This is a genomic window from Vibrio sp. HENC-03, assembly GCF_000305755.2.
Taxonomy (GTDB): domain Bacteria; phylum Pseudomonadota; class Gammaproteobacteria; order Enterobacterales; family Vibrionaceae; genus Vibrio; species Vibrio owensii.
This window is the reverse complement of the sequence record NZ_JH976079.1, coordinates 120,187-144,682: the sequence shown is the minus strand read 5'-3', so window position 1 is coordinate 144,682 and position 24,496 is coordinate 120,187. Positions and strand designations below refer to the sequence as shown.

General features: G+C 44.4%; 21 protein-coding genes. 7 read left to right on the top strand and 14 right to left on the bottom strand.

Annotated elements, in window-relative coordinates; all coding sequences use genetic code 11:
• Positions 1–2: 2 nt before the first annotated feature.
• Positions 3–1,664, bottom strand: coding sequence for an ATPase RavA domain-containing protein (locus VCHENC03_RS17780; RefSeq protein ID WP_009696114.1), 1,662 nt, complete (start codon positions 1,662–1,664; stop codon positions 3–5).
• A gap of 271 nt (positions 1,665–1,935) precedes the next feature.
• On the opposite strand from VCHENC03_RS17780, the gene VCHENC03_RS17785 reads away from it, so the two are divergent.
• The 5 genes from VCHENC03_RS17785 to VCHENC03_RS17805 all read left to right on the top strand — a co-directional run bounded on the left by VCHENC03_RS17785 (position 1,936) and on the right by VCHENC03_RS17805 (position 6,778).
• Complete coding sequence (locus tag VCHENC03_RS17785) at positions 1,936–2,451, top strand: NUDIX hydrolase (protein WP_009705326.1); 516 nt, start codon at positions 1,936–1,938, stop codon at positions 2,449–2,451.
• A gap of 24 nt (positions 2,452–2,475) precedes the next feature.
• Positions 2,476–3,480: a low-specificity L-threonine aldolase gene (ltaE, locus tag VCHENC03_RS17790; protein ID WP_009705325.1), complete on the top strand. Its 1,005-nt coding sequence runs from the start codon at positions 2,476–2,478 to the stop codon at positions 3,478–3,480.
• 78 nt (positions 3,481–3,558) lie between these two features.
• A complete protein-coding gene (locus VCHENC03_RS17795) occupies positions 3,559–3,885 on the top strand; it encodes a c-type cytochrome (RefSeq protein ID WP_009705324.1) in 327 nt (108 codons plus the stop codon).
• Between the two features lie 218 nt (positions 3,886–4,103).
• Complete coding sequence (gene yfcC / locus VCHENC03_RS17800; protein ID WP_083481817.1) at positions 4,104–5,636, top strand: putative basic amino acid antiporter YfcC; 1,533 nt, start codon at positions 4,104–4,106, stop codon at positions 5,634–5,636.
• Between the two features lie 146 nt (positions 5,637–5,782).
• Complete coding sequence (locus tag VCHENC03_RS17805; RefSeq protein ID WP_009705322.1) at positions 5,783–6,778, top strand: succinylglutamate desuccinylase/aspartoacylase family protein; 996 nt, start codon at positions 5,783–5,785, stop codon at positions 6,776–6,778.
• A 112-nt stretch (positions 6,779–6,890) separates the two neighbouring features.
• On the opposite strand, the gene VCHENC03_RS17810 is transcribed toward VCHENC03_RS17805, so the two are convergent.
• A complete protein-coding gene (locus VCHENC03_RS17810; protein WP_009705321.1) occupies positions 6,891–8,012 on the bottom strand; it encodes a multidrug effflux MFS transporter in 1,122 nt (373 codons plus the stop codon).
• A gap of 128 nt (positions 8,013–8,140) precedes the next feature.
• Here VCHENC03_RS17810 and VCHENC03_RS17815 point away from each other — a divergent pair, with 128 nt between their 5' ends.
• On the top strand, positions 8,141–8,920 hold the full coding sequence (locus VCHENC03_RS17815; RefSeq protein ID WP_009705320.1) for an AraC family transcriptional regulator: 780 nt from the start codon (positions 8,141–8,143) through the stop codon (positions 8,918–8,920).
• Positions 8,921–8,937: 17 nt separating this feature from the next.
• On the opposite strand, the gene VCHENC03_RS17820 is transcribed toward VCHENC03_RS17815, so the two are convergent.
• From VCHENC03_RS17820 to VCHENC03_RS17850, 7 genes are all read right to left on the bottom strand, one after another.
• Positions 8,938–9,459, bottom strand: coding sequence for a lipocalin family protein (locus VCHENC03_RS17820; protein ID WP_009705319.1), 522 nt, complete (start codon positions 9,457–9,459; stop codon positions 8,938–8,940).
• Positions 9,460–9,515: 56 nt separating this feature from the next.
• A complete protein-coding gene (locus tag VCHENC03_RS17825) occupies positions 9,516–10,043 on the bottom strand; it encodes a histidine phosphatase family protein (protein ID WP_009705318.1) in 528 nt (175 codons plus the stop codon).
• 27 nt (positions 10,044–10,070) lie between these two features.
• On the bottom strand, positions 10,071–10,499 hold the full coding sequence (locus tag VCHENC03_RS17830; protein WP_009705317.1) for a hypothetical protein: 429 nt from the start codon (positions 10,497–10,499) through the stop codon (positions 10,071–10,073).
• Entirely contained in the window at positions 10,486–11,139 is a 654-nt protein-coding gene (locus VCHENC03_RS17835; protein WP_032802382.1) for an amino-acid racemase, read from the bottom strand. Before VCHENC03_RS17835 ends, VCHENC03_RS17830 begins: the two co-directional genes overlap by 14 nt.
• Positions 11,140–11,209: 70 nt before the next feature.
• Positions 11,210–11,455 (bottom strand): hypothetical protein, encoded by a 246-nt coding sequence (locus VCHENC03_RS17840; RefSeq protein WP_009705315.1) that lies wholly within the window; start codon positions 11,453–11,455, stop codon positions 11,210–11,212.
• 117 nt (positions 11,456–11,572) lie between these two features.
• On the bottom strand, positions 11,573–12,115 hold the full coding sequence (locus VCHENC03_RS17845; RefSeq protein ID WP_009705314.1) for a (d)CMP kinase: 543 nt from the start codon (positions 12,113–12,115) through the stop codon (positions 11,573–11,575).
• 190 nt (positions 12,116–12,305) lie between these two features.
• Positions 12,306–13,991 carry an immunoglobulin-like domain-containing protein gene (locus VCHENC03_RS17850; protein ID WP_009705313.1) on the bottom strand — a complete coding sequence of 562 codons (1,686 nt, stop codon included), beginning with the start codon at positions 13,989–13,991 and terminating at the stop codon, positions 12,306–12,308.
• A gap of 375 nt (positions 13,992–14,366) precedes the next feature.
• On the opposite strand from VCHENC03_RS17850, the gene VCHENC03_RS0125545 reads away from it, so the two are divergent.
• Positions 14,367–14,747, top strand: coding sequence for a cystatin domain-containing protein (locus tag VCHENC03_RS0125545; protein ID WP_032802381.1), 381 nt, complete (start codon positions 14,367–14,369; stop codon positions 14,745–14,747).
• An 86-nt stretch (positions 14,748–14,833) separates the two neighbouring features.
• Here VCHENC03_RS0125545 and VCHENC03_RS17855 read toward each other — a convergent pair whose 3' ends face one another.
• The 5 genes from VCHENC03_RS17855 to VCHENC03_RS17870 form a co-directional block, all read right to left on the bottom strand.
• Positions 14,834–17,890 carry an AAA family ATPase gene (locus VCHENC03_RS17855; protein WP_009705312.1) on the bottom strand — a complete coding sequence of 1,019 codons (3,057 nt, stop codon included), beginning with the start codon at positions 17,888–17,890 and terminating at the stop codon, positions 14,834–14,836.
• A 12-nt stretch (positions 17,891–17,902) separates the two neighbouring features.
• Positions 17,903–19,039, bottom strand: a complete 1,137-nt coding sequence (locus VCHENC03_RS17860) for an exonuclease SbcCD subunit D (protein WP_009705311.1) — start codon at positions 19,037–19,039, stop codon at positions 17,903–17,905.
• Positions 19,040–19,234: 195 nt separating this feature from the next.
• Positions 19,235–19,528: a hypothetical protein gene (locus VCHENC03_RS17865; protein ID WP_009705310.1), complete on the bottom strand. Its 294-nt coding sequence runs from the start codon at positions 19,526–19,528 to the stop codon at positions 19,235–19,237.
• A gap of 449 nt (positions 19,529–19,977) precedes the next feature.
• On the bottom strand, positions 19,978–20,310 hold the full coding sequence (locus VCHENC03_RS0125540) for a hypothetical protein (protein WP_032802379.1): 333 nt from the start codon (positions 20,308–20,310) through the stop codon (positions 19,978–19,980).
• Positions 20,300–24,490 (bottom strand): RHS repeat-associated core domain-containing protein, encoded by a 4,191-nt coding sequence (locus tag VCHENC03_RS17870; protein ID WP_009705309.1) that lies wholly within the window; start codon positions 24,488–24,490, stop codon positions 20,300–20,302. The genes VCHENC03_RS0125540 and VCHENC03_RS17870 overlap by 11 nt, the downstream gene beginning before the upstream one ends.
• Between the last annotated feature and the right edge of the window lie 6 nt (positions 24,491–24,496).

The following is a 24,496-nucleotide window of genomic DNA, read 5'->3' as shown; positions in this document are numbered from 1 at the left end:
CCTTAAGAGAAAAACTGATGTAAGTTTTTGAAGCGTTGAATGATCTTCTCGCTTTCACCTTGGATAGACTCAAGTCTCTGGCTCACTTGTTGCAGACTCGACTCCATTAGACGTGGTAACTCTGGATCCACGAAACTGTGCGGCAATGCGCCATGGAAGTTGGCTTTAACCTTACGCATATGATGTTCAGCTTCACTCAATTGGCTGACTGCTTTTTCGCTTTCTGCCAACCATTTTTGGTAAAGCTCAACATCTAAACCTTGTTGGGTGACCAGGCTCACCAACACGCCTCGGTTAGCAATGTCACGGATCACTAGGTTGTTGGCAGCATCGACATCAAAACGCAGACGACACATATTGGTGTTTTGGTTCACGTAGCCATACACATCGCCATGACCTTCTTTGATCACTCGGTCAAGCTCGTCTTTTGGCACGTATACCCAGCGACTGTCGCCCTTCTCTGATTCAGAAACCGACATGTTGCTCTGCAGAATAACCAGTTTAACCAGATTCACCGCCGCGCCTACTTTGTAAGTTTTCGCTTTGGATGTATCGAAGCTCATGGTTTCTTTGCGAAGCAGACCCGTTGCGGCTTCTGCGTTTAGCGTCATGCGATATTTGTCTTCAAGCTCATGCTGAACATCAACCAAAGATTCACGACAGTATTCGATCTCTTGCTCTGCTTCTTGCTGGTCGAAGGCATGTTTAAGTGCAAACTCTTGAATCACACCGCGAACGACATCGCGTGACTCAGGGCTGTTCCATAAACAATCTTGAAGTAGCAGAAGATCAAGTGGGTTGATCTCGTCACGCCCATTGAAGAACGCACTTGCTTTAAGCAGTTTGACCGCTTTCTTCCAACGGCGGTCAGACACGTACATGTCTGTTAATGATGCGTCGCCAAACTCAGACTCGACTTTGGTTTCCAACATCGTTTTTAGTTGGAATAGTTTTTCGAATGCGTTGTCGGTCAGAGTGAGTTTGTCGAGCTGTTGTTGCCAGCGGTGGTATTCTTCGTCTGTGATCGCCAAGCCCTCTGGAACTTGCGCTTCTTGAGACGTACCCACCGTCAGCATGGATTTGAAGTTTTGTTTATCCTGAATGCGGTTTACAAACACGCGCACCAACATACGGTCGTAAAGTGCGTCTAAGCCGCTGTCTTCATCTGGCAGCTCGTTTGATGCAGAAACCAAAAGACGCATCGGTACACGTTCGATATCGCTGCCGTTTTTAAATGTCTTTTCGTTCACAACGGTCAATAGCGTGTTCAGAATCGCAGGACCCGCCTTCCAAATCTCATCAAGGAAAACCACTTGCGCCGTTGGTAAGTACCCTTGAGTAAGACGGACATAACGACCGTTGTCTTTTAGCTCTTGAATGCTCAATGGACCGAACACTTCTTCAGGTGTTGAGAAGCGCGTCATGAGGTATTCAAAATAACTGCTATTATCAAAAGCTTGGATAAGTCGTTTTGCGATTAAGCTTTTTGCGATCCCTGGAGGACCAAGAAGGAAGACGCTTTCGCCGGCAAGAGCGGCAAGAAGACAAAGTTTGATGGTGTGTTCGCGTTCGTAAACGCCATCAGTTAACGCTTTCGCTAGCTTGTTGATACGCTCTGAAAGAAGCGCCTTTTCTGCATTAGATGCGAAAGATGGTTGAATCATAGAAGCTCCGGCTGTTGAACTGAGGCTGTATATATAATTTTATACATTTGTTATCACTTTGTTACAAGTGTATTTTTTAGTGAACCTCGTTTATACCAGATGCTCTTCGCGCGCGTGCGCGAGCAACCATAGTTTTCATTTATGAGACATAACTCACTGAATGCGCTGGTTTCGCAAGAGTATGAAACCATTTTCTTCTTTTGTTTCCGGTGGTTTGTGGTTAATGTGCAAAACACGTCAATGCGCGGTTACAGCTAGGATCCACAACTGCATGAGCAATACAATTCATAAATGGAAGCAGATTTCTCTGGTCGAAGAGGAAGTTAAACTACCAACTGGTCGGATGATCACACATACAACTATCCAACACCCCGGTGCTGCCGTTATCTTACCTATTACTTCAGATGGCAACATCGTTCTTGTTAATCAATTCCGTCCCTCTCTTAACAAATGGCTGCTTGAATTGCCTGCTGGCACACGTGAAGGCGATGAAGATCCATTGCATTGTGCTCAAAGAGAGTTGGAAGAAGAAACAGGATACAGCGCCGAAAAGTTCACATCGCTTGGTCAAGTTACCCCTCTTGCTGGTTTCTGTGATGAAATCCAGTACTTGTTTGTTGCCGAACAACTGAACAAAACCAATCGATACGAGTGTGACGATGACGAAGTCATTGAAGTAGTGACATTGTCACGAGACGAACTCGAACAACAAATTATTCAAGGCATTATTACGGATGCCAAAACTATCGCTTGCCTAAGCAAAGCTCGTCTTTGCGGTTATATTTAGGTCTTTTCGACCGAGGAGAGAATTATGGACTTTCGATCAGATACCGTTACGCAACCTACCCAAGCAATGCGTGAAGCAATGTTTACCGCTCCTGTCGGCGATGATGTGTACGGTGATGACCCAACCGTTAACGAGTTAGAGCAATTTGCGGCTGAGCTTGCGGGCTTTGAAGCGGCAATGTTCACGACCTCTGGTACACAAGCAAACTTACTTGGCTTAATGGCACACTGTGAGCGCGGTGACGAATACCTATGTGGTCAGCAAGCGCATAACTACAAGTACGAAGCTGGTGGCGCTGCGGTACTGGGGTCTATTCAACCTCAACCGATTGAAAACAACCCAGACGGTACTTTGCCATTCGATAAGCTAGAAGCTGCTATCAAGCCAGATGACGCGCACTTTGCACGTACTCGCCTACTTAGTTTAGAGAACACCATCAACGGTAAAGTGATTCCTCTTTCTTACCTTGCAGAGGCTCGTGAGTTCGTAAACAAACATAACTTGCAGATGCACCTAGATGGCGCTCGCGTATTTAACGCAGCTGTCGCGCTTGATGTTCCAGTGAAAGAGATTGGTCAGTACTTTGATTCAATGACTATCTGTCTGTCGAAAGGATTGGCTGCCCCTGTTGGTTCGCTACTGCTTGGTAGCAAAGAGTACATCGCAAAAGCACGCCGCCTAAGAAAAATGGTCGGCGGTGGTATGCGCCAAGCGGGTATTCTTGCTGCAGCCGGTAAACTCGCCCTTACCGAGCAAGTAGAACAGCTAAAACAAGACCACGTCAACGCAAAAACCTTGGCGGAAGGTTTAGCGGAATTGCCAGGTTTCTCTGTTAATCCAGAATTTGTTCAAACCAACATCGTCTTTGCCAAGCTTGATCCACAAGTGGATATAGCTGGTATTGCTGAAAAGATGAAGGAGCAAGGCATCACGATTACGCCAGGAAACCCAATCCGCTTCGTGACGCACAAAGATATTTCGGCACAAGACATCGATACCTTCCTATCTAGCCTTAAATCTCTGCTTTAACTTGATTTTGATCATTGAGCTTCCCCTAAGGGGAAGCTTTATTCTATGCGCTTTAAAGAACTACAATGAGTGCATTTCATGCTTAGATACGTGTTTCTAACGTCTCTTCTTATCTCTTCCTCTGTTGTGGCGAAACCTTTCGGTGACGTTGATAAAGGCAAACTTAAATCACCAAGCTGTGTTTACTGTCATGGTTCGAACGGCATGACGACAAACGACGCTTACCCTAACCTAGCCGGTCAGAATGCTCAGTACCTGTATGATTCTATGAAAGCCTATCAAGATGGGCTTCGCTTAGGTCCTTTGGCAGAAATGATGGCAGCCCAGTTACGCATGCTGAATGATGAAGATTTGCGCGATGTTGCCGCGTTTTATTCAGAACAAACACCTCATGCAGAAAAGTGAATAATTATGGGACTTGTGAATCACCACAAGTCCTAACTCCATTTTCATTCGCACAACATCTAACCAAAACAATTAACCATTAAATCATTGATAAGCAACTCAACCCTCTTCAGATCAAATTATTGATGAATTTATAGTTCATCAAGTCAGTTAATATTGACTTTTTATTCTATTTTATCGATATTTCATGCTTTCTATAATTCGACGTGAAATAGGTTATGTCTCACACACACGCTCAGCCATCGGAATCGGCGGCAACCCCAAAATCATGGCAGATGCCTGATACCCTCATTTTGATCTTCATTGTTGGTATTCTTGCTGCGATTCTTACCTACTTAATCCCTGCTGGTCATTTCGATAGCCAACAGGTGACCTACATGGTCGACGGTGCAGAAAAAACTCGTACTGTTATCGATGCATCTTCTTTCTCTTATGCAACCGACGAAAACGGTGAATTGGTTTACAACAAGGTTGGACTGTTCGCTTCAGGCGGTGGTATTGGTCTAATGAACTTCCCATTCGAAGGTCTGGTTTCAGGCTCTAAATGGGGCAGCGCGATTGGCGTTATCATGTTCATGCTGGTTATCGGTGGTGCATTTGGTGTGGTAATGCGCACAGGCACAATCGACAACGGTATCTTACGTCTTATCGACAAGACCAAAGGTAACGAAGCGCTATTCATTCCAGTTCTGTTCTTGCTGTTCTCTTTGGGCGGCGCAGTATTTGGTATGGGTGAAGAAGCCGTTGCATTTGCGATTATTATCGCGCCACTAATGGTTCGCCTTGGCTACGATGGTATTACTACAGTAATGGTGACCTACGTTGCAACTCAGATTGGTTTTGCAACGTCTTGGATGAACCCATTCTCGGTAGCGATCGCGCAAGGTATTGCTGGTATTCCGGTTCTGTCTGGTATGACTGTACGTATGGGTCTGTGGGCTGGCTTTACACTTATCGGTATTGCTTTCACTATGATTTACGCAGCGCGTATCAAAGCAAACCCTGAGCTTTCTTACAGCCGTCGTACTGACAAATACTTCCGTCAGCAAGAGCTAGGTGACCACGATTCTCGTTGGAACCTAGGTGACACCCTAGTTATCCTTACGGTTATCGCAACGACAGTATGGGTTGTTTGGGGCGTAGTGGCTAACGCTTGGTACATCCCAGAAATCGCATCTCAATTCTTCACAATGGGCTTTGTCGTTGCGATTATCGGTACGATCTTCCGTCTGAACGGCATGACGCTAAACTGTGCGGCTGACGCATTTAAAGAAGGTGCAGCAATCATGCTTGCCCCTGCTCTATTGGTTGGTTGTGCGAAAGGTGTATTGCTTATCCTAGGTGGCGGTACTACTGACGAAGCAAGCGTACTGAACTCGATCCTGAACAGCGCTGGTGGCGTAATCAGCGGTCTTCCTGACGTTGCTGCGGCTTGGTTGATGTATGTTTTCCAATCTATCTTCAACTTCTTCGTGACTTCAGGTTCTGGTCAAGCAGCGCTGACAATGCCTCTATTGTCTCCTCTTGCAGACATCGCTGGCGTTACACGTCAGGTTGCGGTTCTAGCATTCCAACTTGGTGACGGTTTCACTAACGTTATCGTTCCAACTTCAGCGTCTCTAATGGCAACACTGGGTGTATGTCGTATCGACTGGGGTGACTGGGCGAAATTCTGCTGGCGCTTTATGCTATTACTCTTTACCCTATCGAGCATTGTCGTCGTCGCAGCTCACGTGATGGGTTTTGCGTAAACTGATTACCAATATCCCCAAGCAACTTAAACGCGAAAGCGGAGTTTGGGTATAAAGAATAAGGCGAGACAAGGTTCTCGCCTTTTTTAATTTAAGCCGTATGGCAAACAAGCATCAAAGTAAGATGTTTTGGAGTGACAACTTTAATGGCAACACAATTTCTGGATGACGTAATTCAAGGTCATCAAGTCATTCAATCTCTTGACGTAACAGACTTGCCTGCAGGCGAGCATAAGTTTTGGTTCCGTATCGCAACTAACGCCCTATCTCAGTGGCAACATTTGCCTGTGTTGGTTTTCAAAGGCGAAAAACCGGGTAAGAAAATCATGATCACAGCAGGTGTTCATGGTGACGAATACAACGGTGTTTTAGCTGCTCAAAAAACCGCTCGTGAACTGATTGGTAAAGACATCGCAGGTACTGTAACTGTTGTTCCGACCATCAACCTAACGGGTATGCTGAACCACAGCCGTGACTTCTTCTCTGCGGATCCAGATGCATCTCCTGCAAACTTAAACCGTTTCTTCCCTGGCGATGCAAACGGCAACGAAGCAAACCGCTTCCTATTTGCTTTGTGGAATAACCTTCTTAAACCGAACGCAGAACTGGCGATTGATTTGCACACTCAAACCTCTGGTGCTGCTTACCCGCTGTACGTGTTTGCCGATTTCCGTATCGAGCAATCTCTGGAAATGGCTCGCCTCATTAACCCAGATGTGATTCTTAACGATCCGGGTGACGCAGGTGTACTTGAAACCGTCTGGAACAACAGCGGCATTCCAAGCATCACCATCGAGGTGGGCATGGGTCGTTACACAGAACAGGACCTGATTGACCGTACCGTGACTGGCATCTTCAATATCCTTGCTCGCCATGACGTAGTAACTGGTGAAGTTGCAGAAATCACTCCTTGCTTAGAAGGCAAAGACATCATCAGCATTCGCGCTGAATTGGGTGGTTTTGTACTACCACAAGTGAAGATGATGGATAAGGTAGAGCAAGGTCAATTGGTTGCGATTCAATACGACAGCTTTGGTGATGAGATTCAGCGTTACACAGCGCCAACAGAAGGCACGGTACTGAGCCACAACATTGAATCGATCCGAGCGCCAGGTTCTTTGGTTGTTCGACTGATTAAGTAATACCTTTGAATTTAATAGTTCACAAATTCAAACTGTTAGACTCAAACCAATAACAAAAAGCCCTGCATTACTTGCAGGGCTTTTCTTTGTCGGTCTCTTCAATATACTTCAGCTAAACTTTACGTGACAATGTCACTAACAAAACCAAAGCTGCACACGACATAAGAACAAATCCAAGGTTTTGAATCATTCCAGCTAAACCTAGACCCGAACCAATCATCAAGTAGTACATTAATCCTAGCAATGCCCCTGCACTGCCCGCTTGCTGCTTGTAATCAACCAAAGCGGTACTCAGTACATTTGGAATGGCGATACCAAATGCCATCACAATGAATGACATTGGAACCAAGAACCAAATCGATGTTTGCAGCATAAACACACCGAAGCCTCCGATGATCAAAAATGCTGATGCAATCCAAAGCAAATGCGTTTGTGAGCGACCTTTTGCTAGCAATGACTTGTTCATCAAACTGCCAATTAAGGTACCAACGCCCAATATCACACCGCTGTATCCGAACTGCTCAGAACTCAGTCCGAGCTGCTCAAAAGTGAATGCGCCTAATTGGTAGTATGCGAATAAAGCAATGTTGTAGAGCGTAACCAACAACGCAGATTGCCAGATTTGAGCATCTTTCAACATTCGTCCAAGTAATGAACCGATGTTTAGCGGCTGCTTTTGAGTTTGTGTTTCAGGTAGATTAACCGCGTTGTAGCACAGCAAAACAAGCGCCAAAATAAACAACGTAAAGAACACAACCTGATAGCCACCGAGTGCTGTTAACTGACCACCGAGCAACATGCCAATCACAGGGCTAATGGAAATACCCATGCCCATAACACTGAATACTTTGCTTAGCTCATCGCCTGAAAAGCTGTCTCTTAGCATGGTTTGTGTCACGACCGACCCAACCGCAATACCAAAGGCACTGAACGCGCGAGCTATCATCATCACATCAAAGCTTTCTGTTTGCATAGCGACCAAAGCAGATACGCCATAAACCAGCAACCCTGCCAGCATGGTCGGGCGTCTGCCCCACTTATCTGCCAAGATTCCCCAAACCACCACGCCAATCGCAAATGCAGAAAAGTAGATAGATAGGGTTTGCGCTGCTTGTGAATACGTCACAGCAAACGACTGAGCAATATTGCCAAGTGCTGGGCTGTATATGGTCTCCACAATTTGCGGAAACATCAGCATCACCACCATCAATCCAATAGAAGGTTTCGTTTTCATTTTTACCTCTCTGTCCCACTTCTACAGATGTTTAAGTGGGTAACGAACTTAACTTGGCGTGCAGTATAGAAGGCGTTATGCTTTACCCATTAACAACATTAAAACCAAAAACATCAAGATTCGGACAAATGGCAATTATTGAAGATAATACTCGATTTGATGCGGACGCAATTGCCGCGAGTGTGGTTGGCATCGCAGCGGATGTGGGCAAACATGATTCCGGTATGCACGAACACAAGAAAGGACAATTGCTTTATGCGCCACAAGGATGCATGACGTTCGCACTCGATAACTCTATTTGTATATTACCTCCAACCAAAGCGGTGTGGATTCCGCCGCATACTTCTCACAGAGCCGTCATGACCAACGTTGTAGCTTACCGTTCACTCTATTTCGATTGCAGTAAATACACCTGCCCTGATGAGATAGTGATGATTGAGGTGAACGATCTTTTAAAAGCACTGATCGACAAAATGGCATTGTGGGAGTGGGATATTGAAGAAACGAAAACCCAAGCAACGAGCGCTTTGTTTTGGGAAGAGTTTTACCAAGCGAAGCAGTTTGAGTTCTCTTTACCCTTGCCTTCTGATAGGCGTTTAACAGGGTTTCGCAAGGCAATGACCAAGGGTGATTTTATAGCTCCTGAGTTAAACCAACTGTCACAAACCGTTGGCGCGAGCAGCAAAACTATCACTCGCCTATTTAAGGCTGAGACTGGCATGTCTTATCAAGATTGGCGTCAACAATGGCGGCTACTTAAGGCTATTGAGCTCTTATGTGAAGAAAGACAAGTCAGTGATGTTGCCCATTGTTTGGAGTTGTCATCAGATAGCGCATTTATTGCGTTCTTTAAGAAACAAACCGGACAGACACCACTGAGTTTTATGAAGCACAGATCGTTGTTATAAGGCGATCATTTCGTGTGTTATTTGGTTTGGTCTACGAGAATTAATTCGTCCAACGCAAAGCCTTTCTCTTTTGCTACTTGTTTGAAACGCTCGACCGTTGCTTTATCGACAGTTGGTGTGCGTGACAGTAGCCATAGGTAGTCGTGATTGAAACCAGAGATAAACGCGTAGTCGTAGTTCTCACCTAGCTCAAATACGATGTAAGACGAATAAAACGGACCGAAGAACGACACTTTTAAATGCCCTATGTTTTCACCATCAACGAAATACGCTTTGCCGTCAGCTTGCGTCCATTCTTTATCTTCTTCTGAATAACCTCGGTTGATAACTGTTACACCACCATCCTCACGAAGCTCGTATTCAGCCGTCACATTCGATAAACCGCGCTCAAAAGAGTGATCAAGACGCGCAATTTCATACCACTTGCCTAGATATGGTTGAAGTTCAAAGTTATTGACCGGCTCCACGCCATCCGGTTTAGACGTACAGCCAAACAACGTTGCAAGGGACAAAAGTAAAAGTGTTTTAAGAGATTTCATACAGCAACCTGAAATTAATTTAGTGTCTGATTTTACTATAGAAGATAAAAATTCGATCAGAAATTAATGTATCGAAATTCTCCACAGGACAGTCCTACGTCTTGGAAACCTTGTAGTGCTTCAAACACATTAAAGTGGCTCACGATAACAACCTTTCGATATTGGCGGTAACGCTCCAGCACCAACTCAGCCCGTGCTTTTAGCTCATCAACATGTTCATAGCGACTATCAGTCATTGGAATCCCCGCTTTTAACAACGCGCGGTATTCGTGCCAGCGTCGGTCTCTCTCATTCAAGGTAATGTAACCGCCTTCTTTGTCCGCACGCCACTCTCTCAAGTCATGCTCAACAAACAAAGGCAAACCGCGGTGACGATTGAGAATTTCTGCAGTTTGAAGGGCTCTTGTATAAGGAGAGCTGATGATGATTTCAGCATCATTGAAGACTGGATGATTGAGCTTTTCTTGCAGCACGGGCAAGTGCTCTCGGCAAAGCGGCGCATAGTCCTTCTCAAGCTGAGTCATCTGCCGCTCATCCGCTAACGTAAAATCTGGCACGCCATGCCTTACAAATACAATGTCCATATTGTGGTGCTCGTCCTTGTTAAATTGCTATTGAGAAATTGGAGTCAGTTTTAGATAGGAGTGCACTTCTCCATTTTTGTATTCAATCGCAGAGTGGATGGAAGGTTCACGGTTTCCCACAACAGAAAGTTCATAAGTATTTTCACCTTTGTAGATCGTGATATGAAGTACGCCAGCCTCTAGCTCCCAATGCCCTTTGGTGTGAAGGCGTCCAAACAAGGTGTATTCATCAAGTGAACCATCCGCATGCAAATGTACCTCTGTGATGTAGCCACCCGTGCAGCTCTTGATCCAGCAACGATCACTCACTTCTTCGAGGCGTATTTCTCTTTTGCTTGTCTTCCATTTCGAGAAACGTTCAGACTCCGCAAACGACGCTTCGATATCGGAATGTTCTTTTATGGGCGCCCCTTCAAGCTCGCGCAAGCAAAGCTGAATCCAACTAGTTATTTGCATGGAATGTCCTTAAGGTTTCAATTGCCCTTTTTACGCCTAAACGTGGGCTGCTTAATACTGGAATGTCGACATCAACTAATGATGCGGCACCTGACATCGAAGCTTGTGCCAATACGATTACGTCATAATCACGAGCCTTTTGCTCTATTACCACTTTGATCTTGTCGTAATAACCTTGGTTATCTTGGTCGAGAAAGCGTTCCCAAGCACCTTCAACCACAAACGTATCTAACTGACGGATACAATTGCCCTCACTTGTCTCAAGTAACGCCAAGCTGGGCTCAATGGTTGTCGATAATGCCGCGAGTAACAACACTCGCTCATGAGTGACAGCTTGGTCACCCATCGCTCGGTCAATACGCTGAACATTGATTCCTTGCTCCGTAAGTGATTCAGCAAAGCGACCAATTGAGGAGCAGGTACAAACCACCAAGTTTGCTTGTTCAGAAAGCTCTCGTACTTTGTCTTGTACGGATTGCTCCACCTTAGATTCTTCCTCTCCGGCAACCAAACGCTCCAACAAGCCAGTATCGGCAAAGTGTGCGACTTTTAAATCAGGAGCGAGCTCGGTCATCAGTTCGGAGAAAGGTGGAATGTGTACGGGTGAAGTATGAAGAAAATATAGGTCGTATGGCTTCATGCTAAGTTGTCGATTTTTAGTTCAATTTCGACAACTTAGCACAAGGCGATGGGAATTAATGCGATCAGAGTTACTGTTGTGCTTCCCAAAGGCCAAGAAAGTACTTGCCATAAACCACTTCGGTTTGCATATGCATAATCAGTAAAAATGTAATCAAAGCTAATATAAAGCGATTGAAATAACGGCTGACTTTGGTACGAACTTTTATATCGAATACTCCGATATGAATACCAACATAGGCAAAGGGGTAAACCAACAAAACAGCGAGTAACCAACCTAGGTAGCCGGATATCGCCATTTCCTCGTAGCCGATCATAATACCTCCACAATTAATACGACGGGAACGTGGTTAGTATTCATCATCTAACGGAGGCGAAATGTCAGGATTTACACAGCTGCGAGCCGTTGCCAAAAAGTCACTTAAATAAGTTACTTATCTATTTATAAAATTTTGAGAACCAAGAAAATCTTGTGCCATTTTGGGCGAAGTGATGTGGATGAACTCGATAGGCGAACCTTTTAAGTCCTCTTTCAGTTTTAGATAACGCTTCCGATTCTTTCGATAATTCTTAACCGACCACCAAATAATCGAGTCTGTACTCAAAAACGCTTTTCTAAAGCTTTCTCTATTGCCAGTTCCTTCCCAAAACTCTTCTTGAGTCCATGCCCTTTTGATAGCACGAGTTACGGAGCGATAAGTGGTGATAGAACGTGAATAATCGAGCCAGATGATGGTATCGACCCTTTGCCATTTGTATGGTTGTGTTCGGCTGTAATTCCCGTCGAGTACCCAAGCGTCTTGTTGAGTTACGTCCACGACTTTATCGAAGAACGTCTCATCATCGAGTTCTTTCCAATCGGGAAGCCAGAACAACCTGTCCATTTCTATGTACGTGACACCTAATTTCATTGCGAGCTGCTTTGAAAACGTCGATTTACCGCTTCCACTGCTGCCTACTACATTGATCCTTTTCATTAAATCCTCCTAGGTGACCGTACCAAATTGACAAAGAGCGACGCATTCCAACTATAGGTAAGTCTGGAAAATGCGGAGGCGGGATACTAATGATTACGCTTTAAAGTTCTAGCGTTGATTCAATAAGATGTGAAGTCACGCGCATAAAAAAGCCTCCAATTAAGGAGGCTTGCAATAATTCATGAGCTAATTACAACTTATCCCATGCGTCTGACCAATAAACGGTTTCACCAGGCGCATAAGAAGGGTTTGAACACCACCCAGTGTATGGCCACGGTTTACATTGATACAAGTTGCCATCTGAACCTGTGACAATGTCACCTGCTTCGTACGTTTTTCCAGATTCATACGGAGGGTAACTGCTGCCATCAGAAACAATCACAGAGCGTTGAGCTGTCGTAGTCTGATTTGCACTATCCGTTACTCGGTAAACCAAGTCGTAGACACCTAGCACGTTAACATCTACGCTGCCCTCTACACGAACTTGATCAGTCAAATCACCGTCTTCTGCATCCGTCGCTTTTACGCCTGCCATTGGGTCAAATGCGTCACCAAGCTGTATGGTCGCATCCGTTACACCTTCAAACTCAGGCACTAGGCTGTAAACAACAACTGTTCTGCTTTGCTTGGTTTCATTGTTGTCGCTGTCTTTTACACTGTAAACCAAAACATATGTGCCAACGGTGTTCACATCAACGGAACCTTCAACAGTAATGCTGTTAGTTAGGTCGCCATCTTCTTTGTCAGACGCGGTAACACCTGCATACGGATCAAATGAACTACCGTGATGTACGCGAACATCACTGATACCGCTGAACACCGGTTCGCCTTCACTTGGCGGTGGTGGAGTCTGGCCATGGATAAACGGACCGTAATCCTTCACGAATTTTTCACCGTACGCCTGACCATTCTTGTCTGTGCCCATATCCCAGTTCACCGACCATGTCATTACGCCACGAAGTGCCTGCCCTTGCGCTTTAAGTTGGTCAAACGCATCGTAAAGATCTTGAGGGTCTTGTACAAAGCCCGTTGCCGCTGCATCAATGTTAGATGGAATACCAAACACCAATTTGTCATGCGGAATTTTGTGGAAACCGCGTGTACCGTTCGATAGAGAGTCTGAAATGTAGTAAATGAACTCTTGTTTTAGCGCATCATTGTTTTGCGCAATCCAACCCACACCTTCAACCCAGATACCGTCACCACCTTGGTTGTAAAATTGAGGGTTGATCCAATCGTAGTACCCTTCTAACCCCGTAATATAAGGAACGTATTTGCCACCTTCTGTTAGGTATGGAAACTCAGGCGCCATCGTAATTAAGAAGTTTTTCCCCTGCTGTTGGTAGTGTTCTTTGACAAGGCGAAGTGCAGCCGGGATTACGGTTTGGTTGTCTGACGCGGTTACTGCAGATTGCTCTAAGTCGATATCCAGACCATCAAAGCCGAACTTATCAGTCAGACGGATGATCTCTTGAGCGAATGCTTGCTCATCGCCAGTTTTCAGCTCAACGTGTGCATCTGCACCACCAAGCGCAATAAGAACGGCGCGTCCTTGTTGGTTTAATCCGCCAATTTGATCAATAAATTGTTGTTCTGAAAGACCAATATTTGGATCGAGCTTAAAGGTTGGAATACGGCCTTCACTGGTATTAAACACCTTCATAAAGGAGACGTTAACCACATTGTACATAGGATCAACTTCATCCAGTGTCACACACGGTGCATTGCCGCCCTTGTAACCAGCCCCATCGCACCAGTTATGCCAATAACCAACTACGACACCACCATCTGGATTCACCATTTCATTAGCGGATGCTACGTTTGAAAGACCACTCAAACCCAATGCTACTGCTAGATATAGCGCTTTTTGCTTCATCGTGTTACCTCTCATCCATTTTGCTTCATCACAACAATCATTCAGCACTTTCTATTGGTGCCTAATGAATTTTGATTGGATTATATGGCCGTATTGAGAAAACAGATACACGTGCAAAGTTATGTTTTCCATGTCTATTTTATAATTGTGATCTTAATTCACGACGCAAAATGAATAGGAAATTAGCGTTCGCTCTCAAGCGTGACTTACTATCAAAATCACGCAAAAAGTTAACCAAAATCTATTTTTTGGAGGTCACTCGCAACGATTTAATCAGGATTTAACCCTGTTCATATAAAAAGTTTGCACAACGTAGACATTGGGCTGGAATGCCAACTTATATAATGCGGGCTTACATAAATAGAGGTTATTTTTATGAAATTAAAAACAGTGTCAGCTTGCGCAATCTTGGTTTTGCTTGTCGGATGTCAGCAAAAAACTCAAGATGAAGCGACACAGCCAACAACCTCGGCAGATGTATGTAGTACACAAGGAAATATGCCAGGTGGGTGGAACGAATTCGATGCTACCCCAGACGCTCAAAAGGCAATGGCCTTTGTCCTAAACAAAATGGAAACTCTCTCTTCGTTTAAACAGATCTTGTCCGTTCATGCACAAATTGTGAGTGGTGTGAACTACGCGATAGAGTTTGAATTGAATGATGGCTCAGTTTGGAACACGGTTGTTTACCGCAACCTTGATGGTGAGTATGCGATTACGCAATCACCGAAAGAAGGCCGCTTCTGCGAACAATAAATGCTTCGAGACAGAGAAACAAAAGCCCCGCTGTTTTACACCGTAATCTAACGGGGCTTTTGCTTATGTACGTTTACAGGTATTGATTAAGAATCAAATACCATCTGAGATTTCACAGAAACTGTAGAACCAAGTCGCGACGGTTCAACATCAATACGCTGCGCCATTTGCTCTTTCAGTTCAGATACGTGAGAAATCACGCCAATCATGCGACCCGTTTGTTGTAAGTCGACCAAGGTTTGAATCGCAAGATCCAATGATTCCGGATCTAAGCTGCCAAAACCTTCATCAATAAACAGCGTATCCAAGCGAATACCACCACTGTAAGACTGCACAACATCAGATAGACCGAGCGCTAATGCCAACGCTGCCATGAAAGATTCACCACCTGATAACGTCGCAACATCGCGCGTTTTACCTGTGTAGCTGTCCTCTACTACCAAATCCAAGCCTCGCCCTGCCGCACCTTTGAAGCCTTCAGTTTTACGAGCCAAGATATAACGGCCTTTGCTCATCAGGCTTAAACGCTGTGACGCTTGAATCAACACGTCGTCTAATAACACACCAAGGACAAATCGGTGCAAACTGATACGGCTACCCGTTTTACCGCTTGCAACGTCATACAAGGTCCCAAACACTTTGTATTCGTCTTCTAACTTGGTGTTCTTGTCGTGTAACGTCGCGATGTCATTACGGACTTTCTCTAGACGTTCAAACAAAGAGCGTGTGCTATCAAGCTGATTGCGCGCTTCAACATAACCTTGCTGAATACTGTTTAACTTAACGTTACGCTCTTCTAAATCTGGCAACACCAAGTCTTTCAACGTTGAATTCAAGTCTGCCAATGTTTGTTCTAGCTTGATTTGAGTCTGTTTGAACGCATCAATTTCTTGCTGCCAAACCTGCATCTCGGCTTCATCAACTTTACTTGCTAGGAATTGCGCTTCATCCTCGAATGCGCTCGCCTGCAACGCTTGCGCCCAATCAGTTTTGGCTGTGTTCAAACGTTCTAGTGCCTCATTCAACCACTGTTGATTGGTTGTCAGTTGGCTTTCAATATTGGTCTTCGCCAGCACGGCTTGTTGTAAATGGTTTTGTGCAGACTCGAATGCGGTATTCAACTCCGTAATCTGTTTTTGAATCGCAACAATGTCTTGCTCAAGAACTTCAAGAGATGAGTACTTGGCATCTAACGAAGCAGACAGTTTAGTCAGTTGCTCTTGGTTCACTTTTATCGTCGATTCATTCGCTACCATCTGGTTTTGCAGATCATTGATCTTACCTTCCCCAGTAACACAACGCTGGTTTAACTCATTGACGCTTTGTTCCAGCTGAACCAAGTTAATCGATGACAATTGCTGTAAACGTTCATTGAGCTGCTGCATAGACGCTTGCAACGCGCCTAAATCCATTGATGCGTTTTGGCCAAGCTCAACGGATAGTTGCTCAATCTGATGCTTGTATTGTCCGACTGCGATATTGTGCTGCTCCAATTGATTGCTCAATTGGTTGAGCGCAACTTGCCCTTCTCGCTCCGTGTTTCGAGCGCGCTGAACTTGCTCTTTTGTTACCTCTTCACCAACAAATTGAGCGGGTTGAGGGTGTTCTACACTACCGCACACAGGACACATTTCACCGGCTTGTAAGCGCTGAGCCAATAAAGCAGCTTGAGCATTGTGCCAGCTCAATTCAAGTGTATCTGCTGAGCGTTGAAGTTCTACGTATCGCGCTTTTGCTTGGTCAACCAAAGCTTGCTTGCTAGGCGTCAATGCATCCAATTTCGCTAGCTCTTGGTTTAAGCCAGTTAGTTTCTGTAGGTCTTGCATCAAACGTTGTTGCTGTTTTATCTCAGCCTCTACACTGCCAATACTTGCAACATCGACTCGAGCTTGATCCAGTGACTTCTGACCTTGTTGCGCCTCTAGCGTTAACTTCTCTTTCAGAGCGATATATTTCTTACGCGTTGCCTCAAACTCCGACTTTTGCGCCAAACCTGCGTTAATGGCTTTCTCTAGCTCTGACTTTTCGACCAACTTTCCTTTCATGCCTTCAAGTTGGTATTGCTGCTCTGTCAGTTTTGGCAATTGTGCAGCTTGTTCTTTCGCGGTTTGCAATGCGCCTTCTTTGGACTTTACCGCGTCATTTGCCACAGTAAGATCTTGAGATAGCTTAGCCACCTTTTGCTCAAGTTCTTGCGTTTGCTTTGAGGCGTTTTGTAACGTGACATAAGGCAACTCAACCTTACTTGCCTTCTTCGCATTGTCTAACTTCAATTGACGTGATGAGACAGCATCACTCTGTTCCAAATGTTGCTTCAATGCAACTTCGGCGTGCTCGCGCTTTTTGAACTCATTGCTCAGTGCTTCTGCTTTTTGCAGTTCCGTTTTTACCGCATTTAATTGCGCCAGAGATTCTTGCTCTTGCTTTTGTACAGATTCAAATTGAACGGATAAGGCTTCGCGCAGCTCTGTCAACTCTGCTTCTGAAGAAACACCAGCTACCTGCAGTGCGCCTCGAATCTGGTTGTCAAACTCGTCTTTGGCTTTGCTAATAGCACTCGCTTTGTCTTTCAGTGCGTATTCAATCTTCTTGTAGATATCCGTTTGGAATAGCTGACCAAAGATCTCTTCCCGCTCTTTGGATGTCGCAAGTAACAGCTCTCGAAACTTGCCTTGTGGCAACACCATCACTTGGCGGAACTGAGTTTCGTTCAAGCCAATGATATTGGTCACTTCTGTCTTTACTTGAGTTGTTTTGCTGGTGATGAGCTTTTCTTCGTCCGTAATCTCATACAAAGCTGCGGTATGCTTACGCACCGTCATGCCCTCACCACGCGCCTTTGGTGCTTCTTGTTCTGGTGAGCGAATCACTCGATAAGACTTACCGTGCAAAGAGAACTCTAACGTCACTTCGGTCAATAACGTTGGTGCTGCCATATCGCAACGCATTTGAATGCCTTGACGCTCGTTACCCGTTGTTTCACCATAAAGCGCAAAACAAATTGCATCGAGAATTGAGGTTTTACCCGAACCAGTAGGACCATTGATAAGAAACAGAGGGTTAGTTCCCAGCTTGTCGAATTCAATCGTTTCTGTTTGAGCAAACGGACCAAAAGCCTGCATTGTCAGTTTAATGGGTTTCATGTTTGGTCCTTACTAAGCCTGCTGGGAAAGTTGTTTGATGATGTCACTGATCGCTTGATCTTGTTCTTGCGATAATTGGCTGTCTTGCGCTTCCGTGAAGAAGTCTCGGAACATGTCTATCTCACTTCTCGCCAACTTCGCTTGCGCCATCTCCTGCTCGACACCAATTAACATGCCCGGTTTTTCTAGGTGCAAAACATTCGGGTAAACAGTACGTAGCTTTTCCATTGGGTTTAAGATTGCGTGCTTATCCATCAAACGTACCAACACGTAGTCTTCGTTTTTCGGATCGGTTTTGCCCTGCTCTATCACTTGTTCAAGCTCACCTTCAACGATTCGCATCTCATGAGGTGCAGCAAGGTCAACATGCTCGGCCGAGACAAACCCGTTTTGGTCGATTTCCACCAGCGTGAAACCTTTCTTCTGGTTTTGTTCACCAAAGCTGTATTTCATCAGTGACCCAGAATAACGAATGTATTCTTCGCCTTTTTTCTGTGGCTGATGCAAATGCCCCAACGCCACATAATCAAAGTTGAGGAAATGCTCGTGACTGACGCGGTCAGAACCACCAATCGAAAGTGGACGCTCAGATTCAGACTCAATGGCACCATCGACAAAGCAGTGGCTGACTAACACGTTGCGTTGCTCTGGTTGGAACTGCTCAGTGATTTTTTCGGCAAGTAACTTGTGCGCTTGATCGTGGGTCGAAACGGGTTCTTGATAGGCAAAACGGACTTGCTCAGGATCGTTATAAGGCATGCCATAAAAAGCCACTTGCCCTGCGCTTTCGGTTTCGATTACAACAGGGTTAAGCATGTCTTCGAAGTTGCTGATAATGTGAAGGCCCGCATTTTTCATCTGTTCTGACCCAAAACCCAAGCGCTCAGCACCATCATGGTTGCCAGAAATCAGAATCATCGGCGTATTTAGCTCACCACAGATTCGCTTCACTACTTTGTTAAGTAGTTCAATTGCGATAGTTGGTGGGACAGAACGGTCATAAATATCACCAGCAACTACAACCGCATCAACAGGGTTGTTTTCAATGTATTGGATTAACTGATCAAGAACTGCTTGCTGATCGTCAAGCAAAGAGACGTTATGAAACTGTCGGCCAAGGTGCCAATCTGAGGTATGGATAAACTTCATTCGAATTCACTTTCTGCCATCTATATGGCGTTATCTTATTATCCCCCTAGGATATCGTGAGTTCGTAAGCTTTTCATGTGGTTTGTGTGACCAGCTACTGTAACGAATCAATTTTTCTTTCTAACCACGTGTCTGGCCAATTACTCTTAATTGTTTCATGCCTTGCCACCCAACAAGACATGAAAACATCCAAAGTTAGAGTCTTTTTATCTTTTCCAGTAAAGGATCATTACCTCCGGTAACTTCAACTTTAAAATCAGCATAAGCTTCTTCTAAATCTTTATACTTTCCTAAAGCCCCTTCCACAAATAAGTAACCACATGGAACATCACTCCATCGGAGCGGAGATGTTATTTCACCTGACATCGCACTCTCTAACAGTTTCCTTAAGCTACTTTGCGCTTTTGCTGCCGTAGTATCTGACTCAGAGTATCGTTTGAGCAGGAACCACAGTCTCTTAGCTTTTCTTTTTACAAGCAAAAGCTTCATAAAGGCCCCCTAATTAAAGTTGATTCAAATGAGTAGAGAGTTAACGAAAACAAAAGGGGTTAATTAAGAAATAGAGCTCCTACATACCTTCTCAATTGACTTTCTTCATGTATTGTTTTTAATTTTTACGATAATAACTCTGAATAAATCTATACTTTGGCCCAAATCCCTCTATACGGAGGATCTGGTCTAACTAACCGCCACATAACACGACTAGTCCCGCTCAAGTACCAATATTCCTCTAAACCCACCGGAGAGTATGGATTTTGAACCTCGACCTGTACGAAATCGTCAGACAGGTCTAAAGCTGATTTTAAAAGGTCAAATTCAACTAAGTCATTAAATACAACCAATTCTGAAGGAATTCTGTTCATTGCAGTACGAGTCTAGATAAATGAAACTCTATCCGGAACGCGTTATCACAAATAGCGTGGAAAGAGCGCTTGGGACTACTCAATAGTACAACGATAATTTCCTGGGGCGGTCCAACTAATCTTTGTGTACCCCCCTTTTAATAGTTCTAATTGTCTCAAATATTCAAATACGTCTGATGGGCACCATTCTCTACCACCAGAAAAAGCTACTCCCAAGTCTCTGAGTTTGCGAAACAACTCAGCCTTGGCGTCATTTCCAGAAGTCAGAAAAGTGTACTCATCGTAGTCATTATCAAAAGAAAACCCAAGTCCAATAAGTTCTTTTTTGAATGAGTCATCCAGCAAACTAACGCGAACCAGTTTACCGTCAGCCTTTGTAACAAATGCCATTATTGAATCACTCATCATTTACAAATACCTCTAATAACGTTTTAACGTTCTCATTATCAACCGTAGGGATAGAATTAATTACCATTTCAGGAGCCCCCCCTGGCAGGTGATTACCTGGACCAAGAAAATATTGATTGCCTTCCAAGGGACTTCTCGTCATTTGTTCAACGATACCATCTACTTGTCTTATCTTAAAACCTTCTTGAAGTGCTCCTTTCTCAAGACCAAACGCCTTCTCTAAATCGAATATCTTTGACTTTTCAATAGACACACTAGAATGACCAGAGAAATCACCAATGACATCAGTAATACCTTTGCGATCAGAAATGAAAGTGCCGTTTAAGCCTATGCTAGGATACTCATCCCATGATGTAGGGCTTATATTGAAGCCAATGTTGTCTTCTAACATTGAGTGCTGACGTTGTCTGGCCTGTAAAATTTGAGCCGACATACCAACGTCTTGTGTTTCAGGGATTCTTTTAACAGCACCAAATACTTTTCCAATATCCTCTGCATATCTACCGGGTATTACAGAGATGGCTATATTTGTTGCGCCGGCAACCGAAGGATTATTAATAAACGCTTCACCAGCATCTATCATATCTTCTATACCTTCGACCATCATCGACATTGGATCTATATTGACTGGTTCAAGTCCCTGTAATGTCGGATCTGCGATGAGCTCCTCAATCGTTGGTCCAGTAATATTAGTTACTGATTTTTCATACACCGACTTCTCAGGCGAGTTATCATTATGTCCCGCAAGAACAACAGGCGTATCTTCTTTTGCACACAAACCTAAGGGGTCGACCCAAGAAACTGGATTTGGGGCAAACTGATAATGGTTAGTACCGCCAAGCAGCCCTAGGGGATCGGGTTGGATAAATCGACCTATTTGAGGGTCATAGTATCGTGCTAAGTTGTAGTGCAGACCAGTCTCAATATCGAAGTACTGCCCCTGTAAGCGAATGTTGTTTTTAACCGTCTCGATTTCAACGTGAGCAAATCCAAAGGTATCGTATGTTGCTTGCCAAACTACCTGCCCATTCGAGTCCACCAAACGCTCTGGAGTTCCGATTTGATTGCATTGGAAGAAATAACACTTGCCATTTTCAATAAGTACAAGCGGAACAAAACTGTTTGGTTGATATAAATACCAACGATAACCCGAGCGAGAATACTCACCGACTAAATGACTTCCTTGCCAAATAAATTCGGTGGTCCCATTTTCGCTGATTTTCCTCGTTCTTCGACCTAGCGCATCGTATTCAAATTGGCATAAATGCCCTTCGCTTTCGACAACAATCAGTTGCCCTTTAGCATCGTAAGTGCAGTACTGCTCTCGTCCATTGCCTTGACTACTGGTTCTGTTTCCTAGTTCATCGTAGTCGTACCTGATACCATGGTATTCAATAAGACGGTCATGTTTTCGCTGCGCACTGTCGTCATTAAAGTTGCCAAAACTGTCATAGACGTATGACTCTTCAGAGGTTTCTGTCTTTACTCTTTCTAAGTGGCCGAGCTCATCATATTGATAATGTTGAGCTCCCTTCTCACTGTCGATGATAAGCGAAAGAAAATGCTGTGCGTTGAAATGGTATTTACGCTCGAAACCAGTCCATGTTTGGCGCTTCAAGCGACCTATTCCATCGAAGTCTCTTCGCTCTTTTCCCGCGCTATAAGTGATTATCGATAAACGTTGTAATTCATCGTATTCAAACTTAATTGAATCTTCTCGTTCAGAGCCGTTTGAATGAATAGTTAACCCACATACCGTGCCAAATTGGTCATGCTCATATAGCACCTCTGTGCCGTCGTCATAACGTTGAGAGCGGAGTAAACCGGTATCTTGGTAATGATTGACGAAAGAAAAGCGTCCCTGCTCTTCACTTACCAATTTTGTACCTAGATACGTATAGGAAACGTTAGAAAAGCGGTTATGCGCACGGATTAACTTGCCGCCCAAGGTGTGTTGGTAATGGTCCTCAACACTACGATTTTTACCATGGGCTTTCACCCTAGCGATGCAACCAACTTCGTCATACTCAAAAGAGATGCGACCACTACAATGCAAGATTTCACTTAATCTTTCAGCGCGGTCATAGGTGTAGTTTGTTTGCACTTGATCGAAGCTAATTGTCTGGCTGATCTGGCCATCTGGAGTGTATGCAAACTTGTATTGGCAACCGTCAGAACGCTCAATAGAGATCAGGTTCCTTTCCGCATCGTACGTGAAGGAAAAAGAGCTATGATCTGGTTTAACAATTTCCGTTGGTTGAGCAAAGTTCCCCCAAACAATTTGGGTTGTCCCTCTTGGCGTATGAACTTGTTTAACTCGCCCAACTTCGTCATATTGGTAGCGATGCTCCCGAGACGTGCCATCTTCTGAGCTTTGGAAGTATAGTCGTGTGAGTAAGTTGCTTTCGTTGCGCTCAAATCCGCTTATGAGGCCATGTGGGTAAGCGACTCCGTTCACTCGATCGCGCTCGTCATAGCTATAGCGAATCAAGCTTTGATCGACTTTTTTTGCTAACAGCTGATGCGAGTCATTCCACCACCATTGTGTACGAGATCCAGTATCAGCACTCTTTTCTACTTGTCTGCCATATTTATCAAATACGGCGCGTTCTTGAAGCCCGTTACTGTGTTGGTGCCTTACGAGCTGACCAAGTGCATTGAACTCTTTAAACTCGATTTCACCGTCAGGAAATTGATGCTTAATGCATTGACCAAACTCGTTATATTCAAAACCCTCTGTAGCCCCCGACGAGTGTGTGTTTTTCTCGAGCAAACCAAATGGGTTGTAGCTATGATGGGTGTATGTCTGATCTGCATTGATAGTACAAACTAATCTACCGAGTGGGTCGTACTCAAATGCCCTACATCTCGATTCAGGGCTTATACTCTCAAGCAGCTTGCCTTGTTCATTGTGTTTATAGTGCCAACAGTGTCCAAGTGAATTTCGGTATTTGGATTCGCTCCCATCAAACTCAAACGAGTAATCATAAACACTTTCATCCGCCCAATTTTTTATGCATTGCGCATCAGGCCCTCGCCCAGACCATGTAAAGTAGTGAGAAAGTCCGCTAGCTCTCGTTCGTTTAACAATTAAGTTTGTGTCATCGTATTGGTATTGTTCGATTAAACCATTTTCATTCTGAGCAGCGATCAATCGCCCATCAACATCGAAATCATACTTGGCTTGCAAATGTTGAGTCTTTGGGTTTCTAATCTCTATTAGTTGGCCTTGATGATTGTATTGGAGCTCAAGCTGGTTTTGTCGGTTGACGCATATATGGGTGATACGGTGGTTTCGAGAGTATTCGAGGTTTACCGTTTTCATATGACCTAGACGGATTTCAGTGGCAACCCATTGCTCATTCTTTAAGAAAAACTTGATTTGAGCTTCATTACTTAACGTAACTAATCGATAACCGCTGTGATGATACTGACAACTTGCACCTACATAAGTTTGGTAACTAATTCCGCCTTTGGCGACATTAGGAAATAGGATTGTGTCCCCCATCTCGTCGATGAACAGCCACCCCGTCACATTGGATTTTTCATCCAATACGTCTGTTAGCTCGTATTGAAAAATATGTCTCCAACCAAAGCCAAGCGTGGTAGCAGAATCGCACAACGATGAGCGATACGTTCGTGACCAAACCAATCCATTAGGCAGTCCGACATCAGACAATGAGAGATTTTCTTCCCCTGTGACCATGGAAACAGGATCGCCTGCTTTTACATGCCTTTTGCTACTTTCTTCTTGAGGAGCACCATTACTTGCGACAGTGTTGGTACCTGAATGAGTAGCGTTCGAGTTATTACGCTCAACCTTCGCCACTTGGTTTATGACTTGGGAAGGTATGTTGGCCGATGGATAAAATGTGCTTGGCGCAGTCTTAGGCAACTCAATAGCAAAAAAGATTTTTTCTTGTAATCCTTGAGCAATAATTTGAAGAAGTTCAGACTTAGTCTTTGTCTGGAATTCATGTGAAAAAGTCGCACTCATGCTTGTCCATGACGCAATTTCACTGAGCTCCTCTAAATCGGAAAAATGAAATTGCTCAATAAACGCTTCTGCACTTCGAGCGGTTGCAAAGCTTTGTTCCGATCCGGTACTAAGTCGCTGCGTGGAAAAGTAAAACGTGATTCCGTTTAAAGATGTGAGTTTGACAATCCTTTGTATATTCATTTTGTA

Coding starts and splice junctions, on each gene's coding strand:
- VCHENC03_RS17780 (WP_009696114.1), bottom strand. CDS start 1,664: ATGATTCAACCATCTTTCGCATCTAATGCAGAAAAGGCGCTTCTTTCA.
- VCHENC03_RS17785 (WP_009705326.1), top strand. CDS start 1,936: ATGAGCAATACAATTCATAAATGGAAGCAGATTTCTCTGGTCGAAGAG.
- ltaE (WP_009705325.1), top strand. CDS start 2,476: ATGGACTTTCGATCAGATACCGTTACGCAACCTACCCAAGCAATGCGT.
- VCHENC03_RS17795 (WP_009705324.1), top strand. CDS start 3,559: ATGCTTAGATACGTGTTTCTAACGTCTCTTCTTATCTCTTCCTCTGTT.
- yfcC (WP_083481817.1), top strand. CDS start 4,104: ATGTCTCACACACACGCTCAGCCATCGGAATCGGCGGCAACCCCAAAA.
- VCHENC03_RS17805 (WP_009705322.1), top strand. CDS start 5,783: ATGGCAACACAATTTCTGGATGACGTAATTCAAGGTCATCAAGTCATT.
- VCHENC03_RS17810 (WP_009705321.1), bottom strand. CDS start 8,012: ATGAAAACGAAACCTTCTATTGGATTGATGGTGGTGATGCTGATGTTT.
- VCHENC03_RS17815 (WP_009705320.1), top strand. CDS start 8,141: ATGGCAATTATTGAAGATAATACTCGATTTGATGCGGACGCAATTGCC.
- VCHENC03_RS17820 (WP_009705319.1), bottom strand. CDS start 9,459: ATGAAATCTCTTAAAACACTTTTACTTTTGTCCCTTGCAACGTTGTTT.
- VCHENC03_RS17825 (WP_009705318.1), bottom strand. CDS start 10,043: ATGGACATTGTATTTGTAAGGCATGGCGTGCCAGATTTTACGTTAGCG.
- VCHENC03_RS17830 (WP_009705317.1), bottom strand. CDS start 10,499: ATGCAAATAACTAGTTGGATTCAGCTTTGCTTGCGCGAGCTTGAAGGG.
- VCHENC03_RS17835 (WP_032802382.1), bottom strand. CDS start 11,139: ATGAAGCCATACGACCTATATTTTCTTCATACTTCACCCGTACACATT.
- VCHENC03_RS17840 (WP_009705315.1), bottom strand. CDS start 11,455: ATGATCGGCTACGAGGAAATGGCGATATCCGGCTACCTAGGTTGGTTA.
- VCHENC03_RS17845 (WP_009705314.1), bottom strand. CDS start 12,115: ATGAAAAGGATCAATGTAGTAGGCAGCAGTGGAAGCGGTAAATCGACG.
- VCHENC03_RS17850 (WP_009705313.1), bottom strand. CDS start 13,991: ATGAAGCAAAAAGCGCTATATCTAGCAGTAGCATTGGGTTTGAGTGGT.
- VCHENC03_RS0125545 (WP_032802381.1), top strand. CDS start 14,367: ATGAAATTAAAAACAGTGTCAGCTTGCGCAATCTTGGTTTTGCTTGTC.
- VCHENC03_RS17855 (WP_009705312.1), bottom strand. CDS start 17,890: ATGAAACCCATTAAACTGACAATGCAGGCTTTTGGTCCGTTTGCTCAA.
- VCHENC03_RS17860 (WP_009705311.1), bottom strand. CDS start 19,039: ATGAAGTTTATCCATACCTCAGATTGGCACCTTGGCCGACAGTTTCAT.
- VCHENC03_RS17865 (WP_009705310.1), bottom strand. CDS start 19,528: ATGAAGCTTTTGCTTGTAAAAAGAAAAGCTAAGAGACTGTGGTTCCTG.
- VCHENC03_RS0125540 (WP_032802379.1), bottom strand. CDS start 20,310: ATGATGAGTGATTCAATAATGGCATTTGTTACAAAGGCTGACGGTAAA.
- VCHENC03_RS17870 (WP_009705309.1), bottom strand. CDS start 24,490: ATGAATATACAAAGGATTGTCAAACTCACATCTTTAAACGGAATCACG.